Origin of the sequence: Nocardioides pelophilus, assembly GCF_014180685.1 — a bacterium.
Classification (GTDB): Bacteria; Actinomycetota; Actinomycetes; order Propionibacteriales; family Nocardioidaceae; genus Nocardioides; species Nocardioides pelophilus.
The window spans coordinates 1-16,498 of the sequence record NZ_JACEHF010000013.1 but is presented as its reverse complement, the minus strand read 5'-3'; the positions used below and the strand labels follow the sequence as shown (position 1 = coordinate 16,498).

The following is a 16,498-nucleotide window of genomic DNA, read 5'->3' as shown; positions in this document are numbered from 1 at the left end:
GGCGCCGCCCACTCACGGCATCGCATCGCCGCCGGTCAGCGCCGGTCGAAGCACCCCTAGTGCCGCGTTGCGTGTAGACCGTCGGAGACTCGCGAAGTCCCGCTGTCGGCCCCGAAAGCGGTTCCGGCAGCGAGAACCGCGCCCACCACGGCGAACACGAGTGCGACCAGGAATCCGAGGCCCACGGAGAAGATTGCGATCAGCCCAAGCGGCCCGAGAACAAGCCCGGCGAACCCCAGGAGCAGGAGGCGCATCCGGGCCGGGACGACGGCTGCCAGGGCCAATGCGAGAACCGGCACTGACATCAGCGCAGCCCATCCATAGGGTTGACCGTCAGACTGACCAAGCCCGCCTGGCTCGCTGTTGATCACCGCCACGTACGCGAGGACGGTCGCCCCCGCAACGAGGCAGGCACACGCCGCCGCAAGGCGGGACAGTGCGCTGATCAGCGTCATGGTTGGCTCCCTGAAGATTCGCCTCCGCCCAGGATAGATCCCGAGCCACGCCGCCTGAGCCGAACACCGCTACCGTGAGCCCCGTCGGTCATCTCAGCGGTAACGGAGGCTGAGGGGCTCCGTGGTTTCGCCTCGGAGAAGGGCTGAGTGAAGTCCCCCGCCTCGGTCCGAAAGGGCGCCTCCTCGGGAGGCACCGACGCGCGCTCACTGCTGCCCGTTACCAGCGTGATCCGTGCGCTGGCCGGAGCGGCGTCATAGCGCCGCGTCTGGGACGGCCGCGTGGATGGCAGCCTTTGGCTTGTGCCTCTAGTCTCCCGGAATGTCGTTCTCCGCAGGTCCGGCCGCCGCGCCCTCGGCGGATGACCACTCGCCCCAGCTGTCCGATGTTGGGCGTTACGGCCGGTATGTCATCCAGCGGTTCGTCTCGAAGGCACGCACCGTCGACCAGCCGACCTTTCGCTCGCTACTCGTCGAGTACCTCGGGCACGAAGTGCACGATCTGCCGATCACCGTTGAACAGTGGCCCGCATATGAGCACGTCAACGTGCAGGGCGCCCTCGACGTCGTGCTCACAGAGCACGGCGACCACGCCCGGATCATCGGAGTAGCTGGACATCGCCATCACGGGCCGTTCGGAATCGCCGACCTGCTCGGCGACGACAGGTTCGCAATGCACGGACCGCGACCCGGCAATGTCACCAGGATCAGCTTGCCCAGCGGTCCGGGCGGCGATACTCGAGAGTGTCTCCGGGTCGCCCTGCTTCTACTGGGAGACGGCGACGACCGAATTGCCGTTCTCTTCCGTGGCCCCGACCCCGAGAGCGGGTCCTCGGAACTGACCCTTGAGATTGTCGCTCAGCACCCCGCACAGGCCGAGTCGTTCGGACGCCGCCTGCGGGAGCTCGCGCTCAAGCACAACGTCTACCGCGGGCAGGTCGTCTCCTTTGGCCGCAGCATGTTCGGTGAGCGCGGATCGCTGCTCCGATTCCGTGAAAGGCCCACCATGTCGCGGGAGGACCTGATCCTTCCCACGGCGACGTTCGACGACCTCCGCCGCCAGGTCGTGGGAGTCGCGCGCAACAGCGCTCGACTGCGAGCCGCCGGCCAACACCTCAAGCGCGGCATCCTCCTTTACGGACCTCCAGGGGTAGGCAAGACGCACTCCGTGCGCTACCTCATCAGCGAACTGGTCGGCACGACCGTCGTAGAACTGACCGGCGAAACGCTGCACGGCATTCGCGAAGCATGCTCGGTCGCCCGCACGCTCCAACCGGCAATGATCGTGGTCGAGGACGTCGACCTGATCGCCGAGGAGCGCAGCCACTACGGCGGCGAGACACCACTCCTGTTCACCCTGCTCAACGAGATGGACGGCCTCGACGAGGACGCCGACGTCATATTCCTCCTGACCACCAACCGGGCCGACCTCCTCGAGCCAGCGCTCGCCTCTCGGCCTGGACGAGTCGACCAGGCTGTTCACATCGAACTGCCCAACCGCGATTCACGGCGCCGACTCATCGAGCTCTACAGAGGAAACCTCGACCTGGAGACCAGTCGCCTCGACACCGTTCTCGACAGGACCGAAGGCGTGACTGCCTCATTCCTGAAGGAGTTGCTCCGGCGCTCCGCCGTCGTCGCGGCCGACAGGGACAAGCAGCCAGAGGCGAACACACTGGTCGTCACCGCGGCCGACCTGGACACCGCGCTCGACGACCTCCTGGACACCCGCAACCAGATGACCCGCGCTGTGCTCGGCTACCGCGACGAACCGATGGATGACGAAGCCTCATTTTGATTAGAAGCGCCATCACATCGCCGCGACAGCGCCAGCATCACGCCGCGGCCCGGATACGACTCGTGGCTCTGGGGGCACGAGCACCGAGGCCCTGATCCCGTAGCCGCCGGCAGAAGGGGTTCGCCCAGGTCTGGTTCGCGGGTAGCCAGACCGCCTCGGTCTCGGTGATGGTGGTGCCGGCGTCGGTCTGCCAGGCCAGGGTGCGCAGTCCGGGGTGCGCAGTCCGGGGTGCGCAGTCCGGGATCAGTCAAGGAACGGGTCGGTGATCTCCCGCAGGTCGACGAGCACCTCTCGCAGCTGCCGCGTCCGCTCGGGCCCCAGGTGTTCAGTCCACGCACGCTCCATCTCCTCGACGACCGGCAGGCTGAGGTCGACGAGCTCCTGGCCGCGGCGGGTGATGGTGACGACGCGAGCCCGACCGTCGGCGGGATCGGGGGTGCGGGCGACGTAGCCGGCCTTCTCGAGCTGGTCGAGGATCGAGCCGAGGGTCTGCTTGGTGAGCTGAGTGGCCTCGGCGAGCTCGGAAGGGCGGATCCCGTCGGGACCGATGCGCTGGAAGACGCGAGCCTGGGCGATGGAGAGGTGGTGGCCGTGGCGAGCGAGGTCGGCGACGACAGCGGTCTCCATCGCCCGATAGGGGATGAAGAGGAGCAGACCGAGGTTGAGTTCCGGCACGTCGGACAATATAGTCCGAACTTCGGACTATCGTGACGAGGAGGTGCCGCCATGGACGAGGACTACTGGGCGGCAGTGGCGGGGATGCGGGTCGCCCTCGCGGATCTGCTCGAGCAGCTCACCGAGGCGGAGTGGGAGCACGAGTCGCTGTGCGCGGGGTGGCGGGTGCGCGACGTGGCGGGCCACGTCTCGCTGGTGCCGACGATCACGACGTGGGAGCTGGTGCGGGCGGCGCCACGCGGCGGGTTCAACCCGAACCGGATCAACACCGTCCTCGCCAAGAGGTACGGCGAGCTGGCGCCGGAGGCGATCGTGGCTCGGATCCGCCAGCACGCGCAGGACCGCACCACCGCGAGAGCCCTGGACACCAAGAACTCCCTCTTCGACGTCATCGTGCACAGCCAGGACGTCGCGCGGCCACTGGGGCGCCGCGTCGACGTACGGCCGGAGTTCGCGAGTCTCGGCCTGGACCGGGTGTGGGAGATGGGCTGGCCGTTCAAGGCCCGGCAGCGGTACGCCGACGTGCGGCTCCGGGCGACCGACACCGACTGGGCGCGGGGCGAGAGCGGCCGCCTGGTCGAGGGCCCGGCCCTGGAGCTGCTGCTCCTGCTGACCGGTCGCGAGCGGGCGGCGGTGCTGGGCAGTACCGGGTAGACCAGGATCGAAGGTCAGCCGGTCCTACTCCTTGACGCGCCTGGTCTCGTACGCCCACATCGCGACCTCGACGCGGTTGCGGGCGCCGAGCTTGTTCATCAGCGCGGCAACATGGGTCTTCACCGTGCTCAGCGTGATGTGCAGCTCGTCGGCGATCTCTGCGTTGGTGCGGCCGCGGGCGACGGTGAGCAGCACCTCCTCCTCGCGTTCGGTGAGCGGCTCGATCGGCTGGGCCGGCGGGGAGGCTCGCTCCAGGCCGGCCAGCGTGGTGAGCAGGCGGCGGGTGATGTTGGGCGAGATGAGCGCGTCGCCGTTCGCGGCTGCGTGGATCGCCTGGACCAGCAGCTCGGGCCCGGCGTCCTTGAGGAGGAACCCCCGGGCGCCGGCCTTGAGGGCGCCGTGGACGTACTCGTCGAGGTCGAAGGTCGTGATGACCACGATGGCCATCGGGTTCTCGACGCCTGGGCCAGCGAGCTGGCGGGTGGCCTCGACGCCGTCGATGCCGGGCATCCGGATGTCGAAGAGGCAGACGTCGGGACGCAGCTCGCGTGCCACGGCCACCGCCTCGTGACCGTCCGCTGCCTCGCCGACGACCTCGATCCCGGGCTGCGCGTTGAGGATCATGGTGAGGCCGGTGCGGACCAGGACCTGGTCGTCCGCGACCACCACCCGGATGGTCGCTCGATCACTCACTGCGGCACCCCGCGCGGCATCTCTCGTGGCAGCGTCGCCTCGACGGTCCAGCCGCCGTCGGGGTCCGGCCCGGCCTGACAGGCGCCGCCGAGCAGCTTGGCTCGCTCCGCCATCCCGAGCAGGCCGTAGCCCACGCCTGCTCCGGGGCGGGCTGCATCTCCGTCGTCATGCACACGCAACCGTACGACGCCGACGTCGCCGGTGACCTCCACGCTGACCGTCGCGGCGTTGCGCGCATGCCGGATCGCGTTGGTGACCGACTCCTGACAGATCCGGTACACCGCCACTTCCACCGGTCGCGGCAGGCCGGCGAGATCGCCGGCGCAGTGCACCTGCACCAAGGGGCTCATCCGGGTCAGCTCTTGAAGATCGCTGATGCCCCGCTGCGGCCCGTACTCGGGCTCGGCATCAGGCGCGTCGCCGTCACGGAGCACGCCGACCATCGTGCGCATCTCGTGCAGCGTCCGGGATGCCTCTGCCTCGATCACGGCCAGCGCCTCGAGGGCCGCAGCCGGGTCCGCCGCCGCGACGGCTCGTCCTGCCTGCGCCTGGATCGCGATGGCAGAAACGTGGTGCGCGACGGTGTCGTGCAGCTCGCGGGCGAGCCCACCGCGTTCGTGCGTCCGGACCTGCTGCACCTCGCGCTGGCGGGCAACCGCGCGGTAGCGCATCGCCGCCCCGAGCGCGAACACGGCGACGAGCAGGATGGTGCCGCCGATCACGTCCCCGAGGGTGGCGCTGGCCGCGAAGCCGAAGCCGGCCGGCACGGCGACGATCGCCGTCCCGACCAGCGCCTCGGGTCCGGAAGCCCAGCGGTACAACGCGTACGGCAGCAGCACGATGCCGGCCATGGAGTACAGCCCCACATCGGGGTTGCCGTCGACGACGGTGGGGAGGTGCAGCACCATCGCACCGCCCCAGCCGACCGCGGTCGCCAGCAGTGGATGGGTACGTCGCCAGAGCAGGACCGGGATCACCACGAGCGCGACCACGGTGGCCAGGGGCCGCGCCGGTACGTCGGGGCGGAAGATCGCCTCGGCCACGGCCGTGACCAGCAGGGCGCCGACCAAAGCCCAGTCCCGCCACACCCGCGCCGGCGGGTCCGGTGCACGGGGCTCGGCAAGGACCGAGCGGACGAAGGCGGCTATCACCGCTCCAGCCTAGAGATCGGACAGCCTCGTCGTACGGGGCACAAGGACGAGCCGCGCGTCGTACTTTCGGCGGAGGAGCCGACCACTCCTTGGCCCGATGTGGATCGCTCGCCGCCCGGCCACGGTGGACGCATGTCGAATCTCCTCTACCGGCTCGGCCGGTCTGCCGCCACCCGGCCCTGGGTCGCCATCGGCGCGTGGGTCGTGCTCGCTGTTGTCGTCATCGCCTCCTCCAGTGCCTTCGGGCGCGAGCTCGACGAGAGCTTCGAGGCGCCCGGCCTCGACTCCTACCGCGCTGCGGAGCTGCTCGCCGAGACGCAGACCGACGAGGGCGGGATCACCGCCCACGTGGTCCTCGAGGCTCCGGACGCTGCGGCGCAGCTCGCACCGGTGGAGGGCGCTCTCGCGGAGCTCCCCCACGTGCTGGGTACGACGAGCAGCGTGTCGCCGGAGGGGGACATCGCCCTCGTGCGCGTGCAGTACCCCGCGATCGAGCACCTGGATGCCTCTGACCTGGAGAACCTCAAGGACGCCGTCGCCGACCTGCGTGACGAGTCGTCGCTGACGGTGGAGACCGGAGGCGACCTGTTCTTCGCGTTCGAGGAGGCACCCACCGGGCTCGGCGAGGTCGCGGGGATCGTCGTCGCGATGATCGTCCTGCTGATCGCCTTCGGCTCCTTCGTCGCGATGGGGCTGCCGATCGGGATGGCGCTGTTCGGTCTGGTCGTCGGCGTGACCTCGATGAAGCTGGTGACCTACCTGGTCGACATCCCGGCGTGGGCGCCGGAGCTTGCGGCCATGGTCGGGCTCGGCGTCGGCATCGACTACGCGCTCTTCCTGGTCACCCGGCACCGCGAGCACCTGGCCCAGGGGATGGCGGTCGCCGAAGCGGCCGGCCGAGCCCTGGCGACAGCGGGACAGGCGGTGATCTTCGCCGGCGGCACGGTCGTCGTGGCGATCCTCGGTTTGCTCTTCGCGGGGATCCCGTTCGTGACCGGCGGTGGGGTCGCCATCTCCGCGATGGTGCTGGTGATGGTGCTCGCCTCGGTCACCTTGCTGCCCGCGCTGCTCGGGCTGGCAGGGCACCGGATCAACGGACGCCGGCGGCGGGGCGACGAGGGGCCGCACCGGCCCAGCACCGGCTGGCACCGGTGGGGCGCTCACGTGACCCGCAACGCGACGGCGTACCTGCTCGGCGGTGCGGCTCTCATGCTGGCGCTGGCCGCGCCCGTGCTCGCGCTCGACCTGGGCTTCCCCGACGACGGGACCAAGCCCGAGTCGCGCACCGAACGCCGGGCCTACGACCTCATCGCCGAGGGCTTCGGTCCCGGGGCCAACGGGCCGCTGGTGATCGCGGTCGACGTCGCGCAGGACAGGTCCGTCGTGGCGCCGCTGGCCGAGGCCGTGAACGCCGACCCGGGGATCGCCTCGGTCGCCGAACCGACCGTCGACCTCGACGCAGGGGTGGCGACCCTGGTGGCGCAGCCGACCACGTCGCCCCAGGACGTCGCCACCCAGGAGACCATCGCGAGGCTCCGGAGCGACGTCTTCCCGACCGTGCTGGACGGGACCTCTGCAACCGCCCATGTGGGTGGACAGACCGCGACCTTCGCCGACCTCGGTGACCGGGTGCAGGAGCGGATGCCGCGCTTCGTAGCGGCGGTGCTGGTGCTGTCCTTCCTCCTGCTCACGTTGCTGTTCCGGTCGGTCCTGGTGCCGCTGAAGGCGGTCGTGCTGAACCTGCTGAGCGTCGGCGCGGCGTACGGCGTGCTCGTGATGGTCTTCCAGTGGGGCTGGGCGGCTGGCCTCATCGGGGTGGAGTCGACGGTGCCGATCGTGTCGTTCATCCCGCTGTTCATGTTCGCGATCCTGTTCGGGCTCTCCATGGACTACGAGGTCTTCCTGCTGTCGCGGGTGCGCGAGGAGTACCGCCGCCACGGCGACAACACCCGCGCGGTCATCGAGGGGATCGCAGGCACCGGCCGCACCATCACCGCGGCTGCGCTGATCATGGTCGCGGTCTTCTCGGGCTTCGTCCTGGGCAGTGACCCGGTCGTGAAGATGATGGGAGTGGGACTGGCCACGGCCATCTTCCTCGACGCCACCGTCGTACGGCTGGTGCTCGTCCCGGCCACCATGAAGCTCCTGGGCGAGGCGAACTGGTGGCTGCCAGGGTGGCTGGATCGGCTGCTGCCGGAGCTGGACCCTGCGTCGGCGGAGGAGCCGGTGGAGGTGGCGGTCGGCCCACGGCCGCTGGGTTCCTAGGACCGACGGTGTCTGGGCTGCGCCGCGCGTTCAGCTCCAAGATGCCGGGCGCGGGAGGTCCGGCAGGTCCTGGACACCCGCTCGAGCCGGCCTCGGGGCCTCCCCCGCGCTGCGGCGGCGCGTGGTGCGGCGACGACCGAGTGACCCCGCCTGATCGCGATGGTTCATACTACGAACGTGTCAGCCTCACCGGCTGGCTTCGCGGACGTGGTGTAGTTGCAGCACGCTTCCCTTCCAGGGAAGGAGTCGAGGTTCAAATCCTCGCGTCCGCTCCACGTCGGCCAAGCCGGACCCCCTCAGCCGCCGCGATCTCCTCGACGCACCTTCACACGTCGTAGTCGACCGCGACGGAGGGGGTGGTCGGGTGCGATTGGCAGGTGAGCACGTAGCCGGCCTCGACGACGGCGGGCGCGAGGGCGAAGTTCTGCTCCATGGAGACCGAGCCCAGCAGCACCTTCGCCTTGCAGGTGCCGCAGGCTCCGCCGAGGCAGGCGTACGGCGCCTCCAGCCCGGCCTTGAGCGCGGACTCCAGGACGGTGTCGCCGGCTGCCAGCGCGACCTCGTGCTGACGGCCACGCAGGCTGACCGCGACCGTCGCCGGGGAGAAGCCGTCGGCGACCCTGGGCTTCTGGTAGCCGTGGAAGAGCTCCACATGGACGCGGTCGGGCTCGGCGCCGCGCTCGACGAGCAGGTCGCGCAGGTCGGTCACCATGGCGACGGGCCCGCAGAGGAACCAACGGTCCACCGACGTCGCGGGCAGGTCTGAGCCGAGGAGCTCTTCGAGCCGCGGGCGGTCGACCCGCCCGCGGAGGTGTGCCGGATGTCGCGGATCGCGGGAGCGCACGTGGATGATCCGGAGCCGGTCGGCGTAACGCGCCTCCAGCTCGTCGAGCTCGTCGCGGAACATGGTGCTGTCCGCGTCCCGGTTGCCGTAGATGAGGGTGAAGCGGCTCTCGGTCTCGACGGCGAGGGTCGTCTGCAGGATCGAGAGCACGGGAGTGATGCCGCTGCCGGCGGCGATCGCCACGTAGTTCTTCGTGGCCAGCGGATCGAGCGGCGTGCCGAACGAACCGGTCGGTGTCATCAGGTCGAGGGTGTGGCCGGGCCTGAGCTGTTCCATCGCGAAGGTGGAGAAGGCGCCGCCAGGGATGTGCTTGACGGCGATCGCGAGCGTGTCAGAGGTGGCCGGGGCGCAGATGGAGTAGTTGCGTCGTACGCCCTCGCCGCCCAGGTCGGTGCGGAGGGTGAGGTGCTGACCGGGCTCGAAGGAGAACTGGTCGCGTAGGTCGTCGGGCACGTCGAATCGGATCAGCACGCTGTCGTCCGTCAGCCGATCGACGCCGGCGACCCGGACGGGGTGGAACACCGCGGCACGGGCGGAGGATTGCCTCGGCATCCGCACCGGGAGGAGCCGGGCCATCTTGCCGTTCAGCCGCTTCCACTCGCGGTACTCGTCGGTGTCGAGCTGCTGGCCGAAGACGGTGCCGATCGCGGCGTCGCGCTCGAGGTACGCCTCCTCGTTGCGTCGCCACGCCGCGATGTAGCGGTAGAACGGGATCGAGGGGTGCAGGTGGTGGACCAGGTGGTAGTTCTGCGAGAGAAGCAGCGGGGTGAGGATCCACTCGGAGCCGACCCGGTTGCGGGTCGCGCGATAGCGGTTCTCCTGCTGGGTGTCCTCGAGGTCGTGGTGCGGCAGCCAGTCGAACCACCACGCCAGGACGAACACGGCGATCCGCTCGGGGATCAGGTAGAGCACCGCCAGCGTCCAGAGGTGCCCGGTGGACGCAGCGGTGACGATCACGGCGACAACCGTCACCAGCAGGAACGACGTCTCCAGCACCTCTGCCCGGGGACGGCGCTTCACGTTGCGCACCAGGAAGGCCAGGTACGGCAGGTCCATCAGCCCGAACCGGACGGGGACCTGCCACAGCGGAGCGCCGCTGACGAAGTGGTCGGGATCGTTCTCGCCGTCGTTGGTGTTGCGGTGGTGCTCGATGTGGATGAACGCGAACGACTTGAACGAGATCAGCGGCGAGACGAACAGCATCGCGACCCGGCCGAACGCCACGTTGACCCAGCGACGGGTGCTGATCGAGTAGTGCGCGGCGTCGTGCAGCACGGTGAACAGCACGAAGATGGCGGTCGCGCTGAGCGCGATCGTCGCCGGAGCAGGAAGCCTGTCCCCCAGTGCCGCCCACGTCGAGAACGCGAAGACCGCGATCGCACCGGAGAAGATGGCGACGATGGGCCACGAGATCGACGGGACTGCAACGCCTGGGTCAGGGAGCGCGTGGCGCGGGGCGGCGGGCGCGGGCGACGCTGTGGTGGCTGACATGCCCCGCAAACTACGAACCGCGCGGTATCGGCACCAGTGGTTCCGAGCCCACGCTCGTGTGCGCGCAGCACATGCCGGTCAGGTGTGACCGGGGGGCGAGGTGAGCACGACCGGGCCGAGCACGTGGACCAGCCGCAGCGCGGCATGCAGCTCGACGACACGGTCCGTCGCGGGACGACCTCGACGTTCCTCCGCCCGGCGCACGCGCTGCAGCACGGTGTTGCGGTGGATCCCCAGGCCCTCGGCGGCGGCGGCCAGCCCTCCCTGTGCGTCGAGAACGGCCAGCAGTGCCCGTCTTTCCTCTTCCTCCCGGCGCCCCCTGAGCGCCAGGTCACCGAGCTCGGCCGCGACGAAGGCACGAGCGACATCGAGGTCGCCGCTCATCGCGTCCACGAGCGCGACCTCCGCGTACGACGTCGCCGGAGCTCCCCTGCCGGAGAGCTCGATGATCCGTCGGCCGCGCTGGGCCTGGGCGTGGGAGTCCCGGAAACCACCAGGGCCCTGCGCCGGCGTACCGATCGAGACCCGGACCTTCGCGGGGATCTGGTCGGCCAGTGGCGCCAGGTCCGCGGGTGACACGTCGGGCGCGCCCGTGGTGGAGACCCAACCCCACAGCGCTTGGGCGCCGTCCGGGACGAGCAGGGGATGCAGGGAGCCGAAGTGCGCACCGACTGCAGCGCCGACGCGCGCCAGGTCGGTGTCGTCGCGATCGGTCCAGCAGACGAACCCGGTCTGCCATCCGGTGAGCCGGTGGGACAAGGTGCGCTCGGCACGCCCGAGGTCGATCCGGTCGCCGGCGATCAACCCGCGGACCGCGTCGGTCCGGGCTGCGCGGACCCGGTTCTGCATGCGATCGAGCTCCGCGACGTACTCGGCCGCGACCTCGCTGGAGATGCGGTCGACGTACGCGAACGCGTAGCGCTCCAGGTCGGCCACCACCGCAAGGGCGAGGCCGGGGTCGGGCACCACGTGGGTGATCCCGGCCACGATGCGCTCGCTGAAGTAGGCGTGACCGATCCGGTAGAAGCGCAGCATCACGTCGACGCTGTAGCCGCGGGCCGCCATGGCCCGCGCGTGCTCGAGCGCAGTGACCGGTGCGGTCGCGGCAGCCACGTCGATGCCGTGCCGCACCATCGACAGCGCTGCCTCCAGGTTCGACGAGCACGACCCGAGCGTCAGCCCGCGGAGGTCGTCGTCGGCGCCGGCCTCCGGGATGCGTTCGAGGATGTAGGCGAGCATGTCGTCGGCGTACGACGACACGTTCTCCAACAGCTCGGCGGCCGTGCGGCGCAGCTCGGTCGCTACCGGCTCGGGGAGGTCCGCCGACTCCCCCGCGCTCACACCCATGCCGGGAGACTATCGAGGAGCACCGCGACGAGGGCCTCCCGACCGACCGCGCGCGCCTAGTCCAGGCCGACGACGAACCCGTAGATCCCGAACGCCACGCCGATGCCGACGATCAACCAGAGGGAGATCCAGGCAAGCGTGTGCATGGTGTGCTGGTAGTGGTTCTCTGAGTAGCCCGAGAACCTCTCGGTGTCGGTGTCGCTCATGACTGCACGTTAGCGCGAGTAGCGGACCTGGAGCTGCTTGATGCCGTTGATCCAGCCGTGTCGGAGCCGCTTCGGCTCCTCCAGCTTGGTGATGTCCGGGGCGTGGTCGGCCAGGGCGTCGAAGATCACCCGGATCTCCTGGCGGGCCAGGTTGGCGCCGAGGCAGTAGTGCGCGCCGTGGCCGCCGAAACCGACGTGCGGGTTGGGGTCGCGCAGGATGTCGAACCGGAACGGGTCGTCGAAGACCGCTTCGTCGAAGTTCGCCGAGGCGTAGAAGAGGCCGACGCGCTGGCCCTTCTTCACCGCGACTCCCCCGACCTCCACGTCCTCGAGCGCGGTGCGCTGGAAGACGGTGACCGGCGTGGCCCAGCGGACGACCTCGTCGACCATCGTCTCGGGGCGCTCCCGCTTCCACAGCTCCCACTGGTCCGGGTTGTCGAGGAAGGCGTTCATCCCGTGGCTGATGGCGTTGCGGGTGGTCTCGTTGCCGGCGACGGCGAGGATGATGACGAAGTAGCCGAACTCGTCGTCGGTCAGCCCGCGACCGTCCTTGTCCGCCTCCAGCAGCCTGGTCACGATGTCGTCACGCGGCGAGGCCTTGCGGTCGGCGGCCATCGCCATCGCGTACATCAGCACCTCGGCCGCGGCCTCCTGACCGTCGACCTCGGCGTAGTCGGGGTCCTCGTTGGCCAGCATCTGGTTCGACCAGTGGAAGAGCTTCTTGCGGTCCTCCTGAGGTACGCCGAGCAGGTCGGCGATCGCCTGCAGCGGCAGCTCCGCCGCCACCTCCTCGACGAAGTCGCCCGAGCCGCGCGCCACGGCGTCGGTCACGATCCGGCGGCCCCGGTCGCGCATGATCTGCTCCAGCTGCGCGATCGAGCGCGGGGTGAACGCGCGCGAGACGATGTGGCGCATCATCGTGTGCTCGGGCGGGTCCTGGTTGAGGATCATCACCCGCTGCATCTCGACCATCTCGCGCTCCATCCCCTCCGGGAAGCGGATGATCGCGCCGTTCTCGGCGGACGAGAAGCGCTTGCTGTCCTTGGACACGGCCGCGACGTCGGGGTGGCTGGTCACCGCCCAGTAGCCCGTGCCCGACTCGGGCGCGAATCCGTCGTACGCCCCCGGCTGCTGCTGGATCCAGCTGACCGGAGCGGTACGCCGGAGCTCGCGGAACCGCTCGTGCGGCACCGCCGACCAGTTGACGTCAGGGTCGGTGAAGTCGAAGTCCGGCACGGAGCCGGCTGACTGGTCGGCGGTCATCGCACGTCCTGTTCCGGCCTACTTGTAGTTGACCTGGAGTTCCTTGATGGCGTTGAGCCAGCCCGATCGTAGGCGCACCGGCTCGCCTGCCTGGCTGATACCGGGGACCAGGTCTGCGAGGGCATCGAAGATCAGCTTGACCTCCATCCGCGCCAGGTTCGCGCCGATGCAGTAGTGCGCGCCGTGGCCGCCGAACGCGACGTGCGGGTTCGGGTCGCGGGTGATGTCGAAGGTAAAGGGGTCGTCGAACACCTCTTCGTCGAAGTTCGCCGACGCGTAGAACAGCCCGACCCGGGCGCCCTTCTTGACCTCCTGACCGGCGAGGACGGTGTCCTTGATCGCCGTGCGCTGGAAGACCGTGACGGGGGTCGCCCACCGGATGACCTCGTCCACCATGGTCTCGGGGCGCTCCGCCTTCCACAGCTCCCACTGGTCGGGGTTCTGGAAGAACGCGTGCATGCCGTGGCTGATGGCGTTGCGCGTGGTCTCGTTGCCGGCGACCGCGAGCAGGATCACGAAGAACCCGAACTCGTCGTTGGTCAGCGAGCCGTGGCCGTCCTCACCGGCGTGGATCAGCTTGGTGACGATGTCGTCCTGCGGGTTCTCGCGACGCTCGTTCGCGAGCCCGTCGAAGTAGGCGAGCAGCTCCATCGAGGCGACCGCCGGGTCCACGTCGAAGTCGGGGTCGTCGTAGGCCATCATCTGGTTCGACCACTCGAAGAGCTTCTTGCGGTCCTCCTGCGGCACGCCGAGGAAGTCGGCGATCGCCTGCAGCGGCAGCTCGGCGGCCAGGTCCTCGACGAAGTCGCCGGATCCCTTGGCAGCGGCCTCCGCGACGATCTTGTAGGCCCGGTCCTTGAGGTTCTCCTTCAGCGAGGCGATCGCTCGCGGGGTGAACCCGCGGGACACGATGCCGCGCATCTTGGTGTGGTCCGGCGGGTCGTGGTGGATCAGCAGCGCACGCTGGACCTCGACCTGGTCGCGGGTCATGTCCGGGGCGAACCGGATGATGACGCCGTTCTCCGCGGTCGACCAGTGCTCGTTGTCCTTGGAGACCTCGCGCACCTCCTGGTGGCGGGTGCAGGCCCAGTAGCCGGTGTCGAGGAAGCCGGCGCGGTTCTCCGGTGGCTGCTCGACCCAGTGGATCGGCGCGGTGGCACGGAGAGCCTTGAACTGCTCGTGCGGCAGCGCCACGGCGTTGATGTCCGGGTTCGTGGGGTCGAATCCGGGCGGAATGAGGTCGACAGCGGTCACGTCAGTGGGAACCTTTCGATCGCTCGGGCGGGCCTGTGCGGCCCACCCAGCTGGAACATGTTCTAGCAAGAGACTACAGAGCATCGGTCAAATACGAAAGCGTTTCGTGTCGCGATTCTTGGCAGAAACGAGAACGTGTTCTACTTTGGTCCCATGGGCAACCCCGTGATCATCGACGCCGTCCGCACTCCTCTCGGCAAGCGCAAGGGATGGCTCGCCGGCCTGCACCCCGCGCAGCTGCTCGGCTTCATGCAGGAAGAGGTGCTTCGCCGCGGCGGCGTGGACGCCGACCTGGTCGAGCAGGTCATCGGCGGGTGCGTGACCCAGGCCGGAGAGCAGTCCAACGACATGGTGCGGCGCGCCTGGCTCTACCAGGGCCTCCCCCAGCACACCGGGGGCACGGTCATCGACGCCCAGTGCGGCTCGGGCCAGCAGGCGGCACACCTGGTCAACGACCTGGTCGCCTCGGGGAGCATCGACGTCGGCATCGCCTGCGGCGTCGAGGCCATGTCGCGGATCCCGCTGGGCGGCAACGTGCCTCCGGGCCTCGGCGACCCGCGTCCCGACGACTGGTCGATCGACATGCCCAACCAGTTCGAGGGCGCCGACCGGATCGCCAAGAACCGCGGCATCACCCGCGCCGACCTCGAGGCGTTCGGGCTGGCCTCGCAGCAGAAGGCCCGGGTCGCGGTCGACGAGGGCCGCTTCAAGCGCGAGATCGCGGCGATCGAGGCGCCCGTCCTCGACGAGGAGGGCAAGCCGACCGGCGAGACCCGCATCGTCGACACCGACCAGGGCTTGCGCGAGACCACGCTCGAGGGCCTGGCCGGGCTGAAGTCCGTGCTGCCCGACGGCCTGCACACCGCCGGCACCTCCTCGCAGATCTCCGACGGCTCGGCCGCGCTGCTGATCATGGACGAGGACCGGGCCAAGGCCCTCGGCCTCAAGCCCCGCGCCCGGATCAAGTACCACTGCCTGGTCGGCTCCGACCCCTACTTCCACCTCGACGGCCCCGTCGACGCCACCCAGCGGGTGCTCGACAAGACCGGGATGGCGATCAGCGACTTCGACCTGTTCGAGGTCAACGAGGCGTTCGCCTCCGTCGTGCTCTCGTGGGCGGGCGTCCACGGCGTCGACATGGACCTGGTCAACGTCAACGGCGGCGCGATCGCGCTCGGGCACCCGGTCGGCGCCACCGGCGTCCGGCTCATCACGACCGCGCTCCACGAGCTCGAGCGGCGCGACCAGTCGACCGCCCTGATCTCGATGTGCGCCGGCGGCGCGATGGCCACCGGCACCGTCATCGAGCGCATCTGACCGCAGAGCCGTCCGCGTCGACCCGGGTCAGCGCGGCCGGCGTACCGCCTCGGTGACCACCCGGGCGGCGTCCCGGACGTCGTAGTCGCCCTCGCCGGGCACGCCGAGCCGGACCACGACGGTCTCGGAGCGCGGGTCGACCAGCAGCACCTGGCCGCCGAAGCCGATCGCCGCGAAGACGTCGCGGGGTGCGCCGGGGACCAGCGAGCCGTCGTGGTTGAGCCACCACAGCAGCCCGTAGTCCGGGTTGAGCCGCTGCGAGGGCCTACCCACCGCCTCGTCCACCCACGATCGGGGCACGACCTGCGCTCCCTCCCAGGCACCGCCCCGGCTGAACAGCAGGCCGAACCGACCCAGGTCGCGACAGGTGGTCTCAAGCCCGAACGCCGTGCTCGTCGAGCGGCCGCTCGCGTCGCCGGTCATCCGGGTGTCGGTCATGCCCAGGGGCTCGAAGAGGCGCTCCTCGGCGTAGTCCGCGGTGGGGACGCCGGTGGCACGGCGCAGCACCTCGTCGAGGGTCTGGATGGCTGCGTTGTTGTAGGCCCACACGGAGCCGGGCGGCTTCTCCTGGCCGAGGCCCACGGCGTACGACGTGCGGTCCTCCGCCATGATCAGGCCGACGTAGTCGGTGACCCGCGACCACGTCCGGCCGCTGTCGTTGCTCAGCAGGTCGCGCACGGTCACGGCCGCCGCCGGCGTGCCCCGCCACGCGCGGACGTACCTGGACGCACGGTCGTCGATGTCGAGGTGGCCCTCGGACTCGGCGATGCCGACCAGGGTGCTGGTCACCGACTTGGTGACCGAGAAGCCCGCCACCGCGGCGTCGGCGGCGCCGTCGCGCCAGTACCACTCGCCCGCGATCCGGCCGTCGCGCACGACGAGCAGGCAGGTGCTTCCGGCGCGCCGAGCGTCGCGTGCGATGGTGCGCAGGGCGACCGGGTCGAGCCCTGCCCGACCCGGGCCGACCGACTGCCAGACGAACTCCTCAGGAGCGCGCTGCGTCGCGACCGGCGCAGTTCCGGAACCGCCGGCTCCGGCGCCGGAGCACCCCGCGGCGAGCACCGTCGCCGCGGCGGCGGGGAAGGCGG

At 69.9% G+C, this 16,498-nt stretch carries 14 protein-coding genes and 1 tRNA gene; 5 read left to right on the top strand and 10 right to left on the bottom strand.

Annotated elements, in window-relative coordinates; all coding sequences use genetic code 11:
- Nucleotides 1-56: 56 nt before the first annotated feature.
- Complete coding sequence (locus H0488_RS04695; protein ID WP_183098128.1) at nucleotides 57-455, bottom strand: hypothetical protein; 399 nt, start codon at nucleotides 453-455, stop codon at nucleotides 57-59.
- Nucleotides 456-774: 319 nt separating this feature from the next.
- Between H0488_RS04695 and H0488_RS04690 the strand changes: the two genes are divergently transcribed.
- Nucleotides 775-2,250: an AAA family ATPase gene (locus H0488_RS04690; protein WP_183098127.1), complete on the top strand. Its 1,476-nt coding sequence runs from the start codon at nucleotides 775-777 to the stop codon at nucleotides 2,248-2,250.
- A gap of 243 nt (nucleotides 2,251-2,493) precedes the next feature.
- Here the strand turns inward: H0488_RS04690 and H0488_RS04685 are convergent, their stop codons facing one another.
- On the bottom strand, nucleotides 2,494-2,925 hold the full coding sequence (locus tag H0488_RS04685) for a MarR family winged helix-turn-helix transcriptional regulator (RefSeq protein WP_312856219.1): 432 nt from the start codon (nucleotides 2,923-2,925) through the stop codon (nucleotides 2,494-2,496).
- Between the two features lie 51 nt (nucleotides 2,926-2,976).
- Between H0488_RS04685 and H0488_RS04680 the strand changes: the two genes are divergently transcribed.
- Nucleotides 2,977-3,579 carry a maleylpyruvate isomerase family mycothiol-dependent enzyme gene (locus H0488_RS04680; RefSeq protein WP_183098126.1) on the top strand — a complete coding sequence of 201 codons (603 nt, stop codon included), beginning with the start codon at nucleotides 2,977-2,979 and terminating at the stop codon, nucleotides 3,577-3,579.
- Between the two features lie 24 nt (nucleotides 3,580-3,603).
- Here H0488_RS04680 and H0488_RS04675 read toward each other — a convergent pair whose 3' ends face one another.
- Nucleotides 3,604-4,272 (bottom strand): response regulator, encoded by a 669-nt coding sequence (locus H0488_RS04675; protein WP_183098125.1) that lies wholly within the window; start codon nucleotides 4,270-4,272, stop codon nucleotides 3,604-3,606.
- Complete coding sequence (locus H0488_RS04670) at nucleotides 4,269-5,423, bottom strand: sensor histidine kinase (RefSeq protein WP_183098124.1); 1,155 nt, start codon at nucleotides 5,421-5,423, stop codon at nucleotides 4,269-4,271. Before H0488_RS04670 ends, H0488_RS04675 begins: the two co-directional genes overlap by 4 nt.
- 132 nt (nucleotides 5,424-5,555) lie before the next feature.
- Here H0488_RS04670 and H0488_RS04665 point away from each other — a divergent pair, with 132 nt between their 5' ends.
- Nucleotides 5,556-7,688, top strand: a complete 2,133-nt coding sequence (locus tag H0488_RS04665) for an MMPL family transporter (protein WP_183098123.1) — start codon at nucleotides 5,556-5,558, stop codon at nucleotides 7,686-7,688.
- 201 nt (nucleotides 7,689-7,889) lie between these two features.
- Nucleotides 7,890-7,963: transfer RNA gene (locus H0488_RS04660), tRNA-Gly, on the top strand.
- A 50-nt stretch (nucleotides 7,964-8,013) separates the two neighbouring features.
- Here H0488_RS04660 and H0488_RS04655 read toward each other — a convergent pair.
- The 5 genes from H0488_RS04655 to H0488_RS04635 all read right to left on the bottom strand — a co-directional run bounded on the left by H0488_RS04655 (nucleotide 8,014) and on the right by H0488_RS04635 (nucleotide 14,093).
- Entirely contained in the window at nucleotides 8,014-10,023 is a 2,010-nt protein-coding gene (locus tag H0488_RS04655; protein ID WP_183098122.1) for a fatty acid desaturase, read from the bottom strand.
- Nucleotides 10,024-10,101: 78 nt separating this feature from the next.
- A complete protein-coding gene (locus H0488_RS04650) occupies nucleotides 10,102-11,370 on the bottom strand; it encodes an RsbRD N-terminal domain-containing protein (RefSeq protein WP_183098121.1) in 1,269 nt (422 codons plus the stop codon).
- Nucleotides 11,371-11,426: 56 nt separating this feature from the next.
- The gene (locus H0488_RS04645) at nucleotides 11,427-11,576 is read right to left on the bottom strand and encodes a hypothetical protein (RefSeq protein WP_183098120.1); all 150 of its coding nucleotides are present in this window, start codon (nucleotides 11,574-11,576) and stop codon (nucleotides 11,427-11,429) included.
- A gap of 9 nt (nucleotides 11,577-11,585) precedes the next feature.
- Nucleotides 11,586-12,839, bottom strand: a complete 1,254-nt coding sequence (locus H0488_RS04640; RefSeq protein ID WP_183098119.1) for a cytochrome P450 — start codon at nucleotides 12,837-12,839, stop codon at nucleotides 11,586-11,588.
- 18 nt (nucleotides 12,840-12,857) lie between these two features.
- The gene (locus tag H0488_RS04635; protein WP_312856218.1) at nucleotides 12,858-14,093 is read right to left on the bottom strand and encodes a cytochrome P450; all 1,236 of its coding nucleotides are present in this window, start codon (nucleotides 14,091-14,093) and stop codon (nucleotides 12,858-12,860) included.
- A 153-nt stretch (nucleotides 14,094-14,246) separates the two neighbouring features.
- Between H0488_RS04635 and H0488_RS04630 the strand changes: the two genes are divergently transcribed.
- Nucleotides 14,247-15,410: a steroid 3-ketoacyl-CoA thiolase gene (locus H0488_RS04630; RefSeq protein WP_183098117.1), complete on the top strand. Its 1,164-nt coding sequence runs from the start codon at nucleotides 14,247-14,249 to the stop codon at nucleotides 15,408-15,410.
- A 27-nt stretch (nucleotides 15,411-15,437) separates the two neighbouring features.
- On the opposite strand, the gene H0488_RS04625 is transcribed toward H0488_RS04630, so the two are convergent.
- Nucleotides 15,438-16,498, bottom strand: a 1,061-nt coding sequence (locus tag H0488_RS04625) for a serine hydrolase domain-containing protein (RefSeq protein ID WP_183098116.1), incomplete at its 5' end; no start/stop codon positions are given.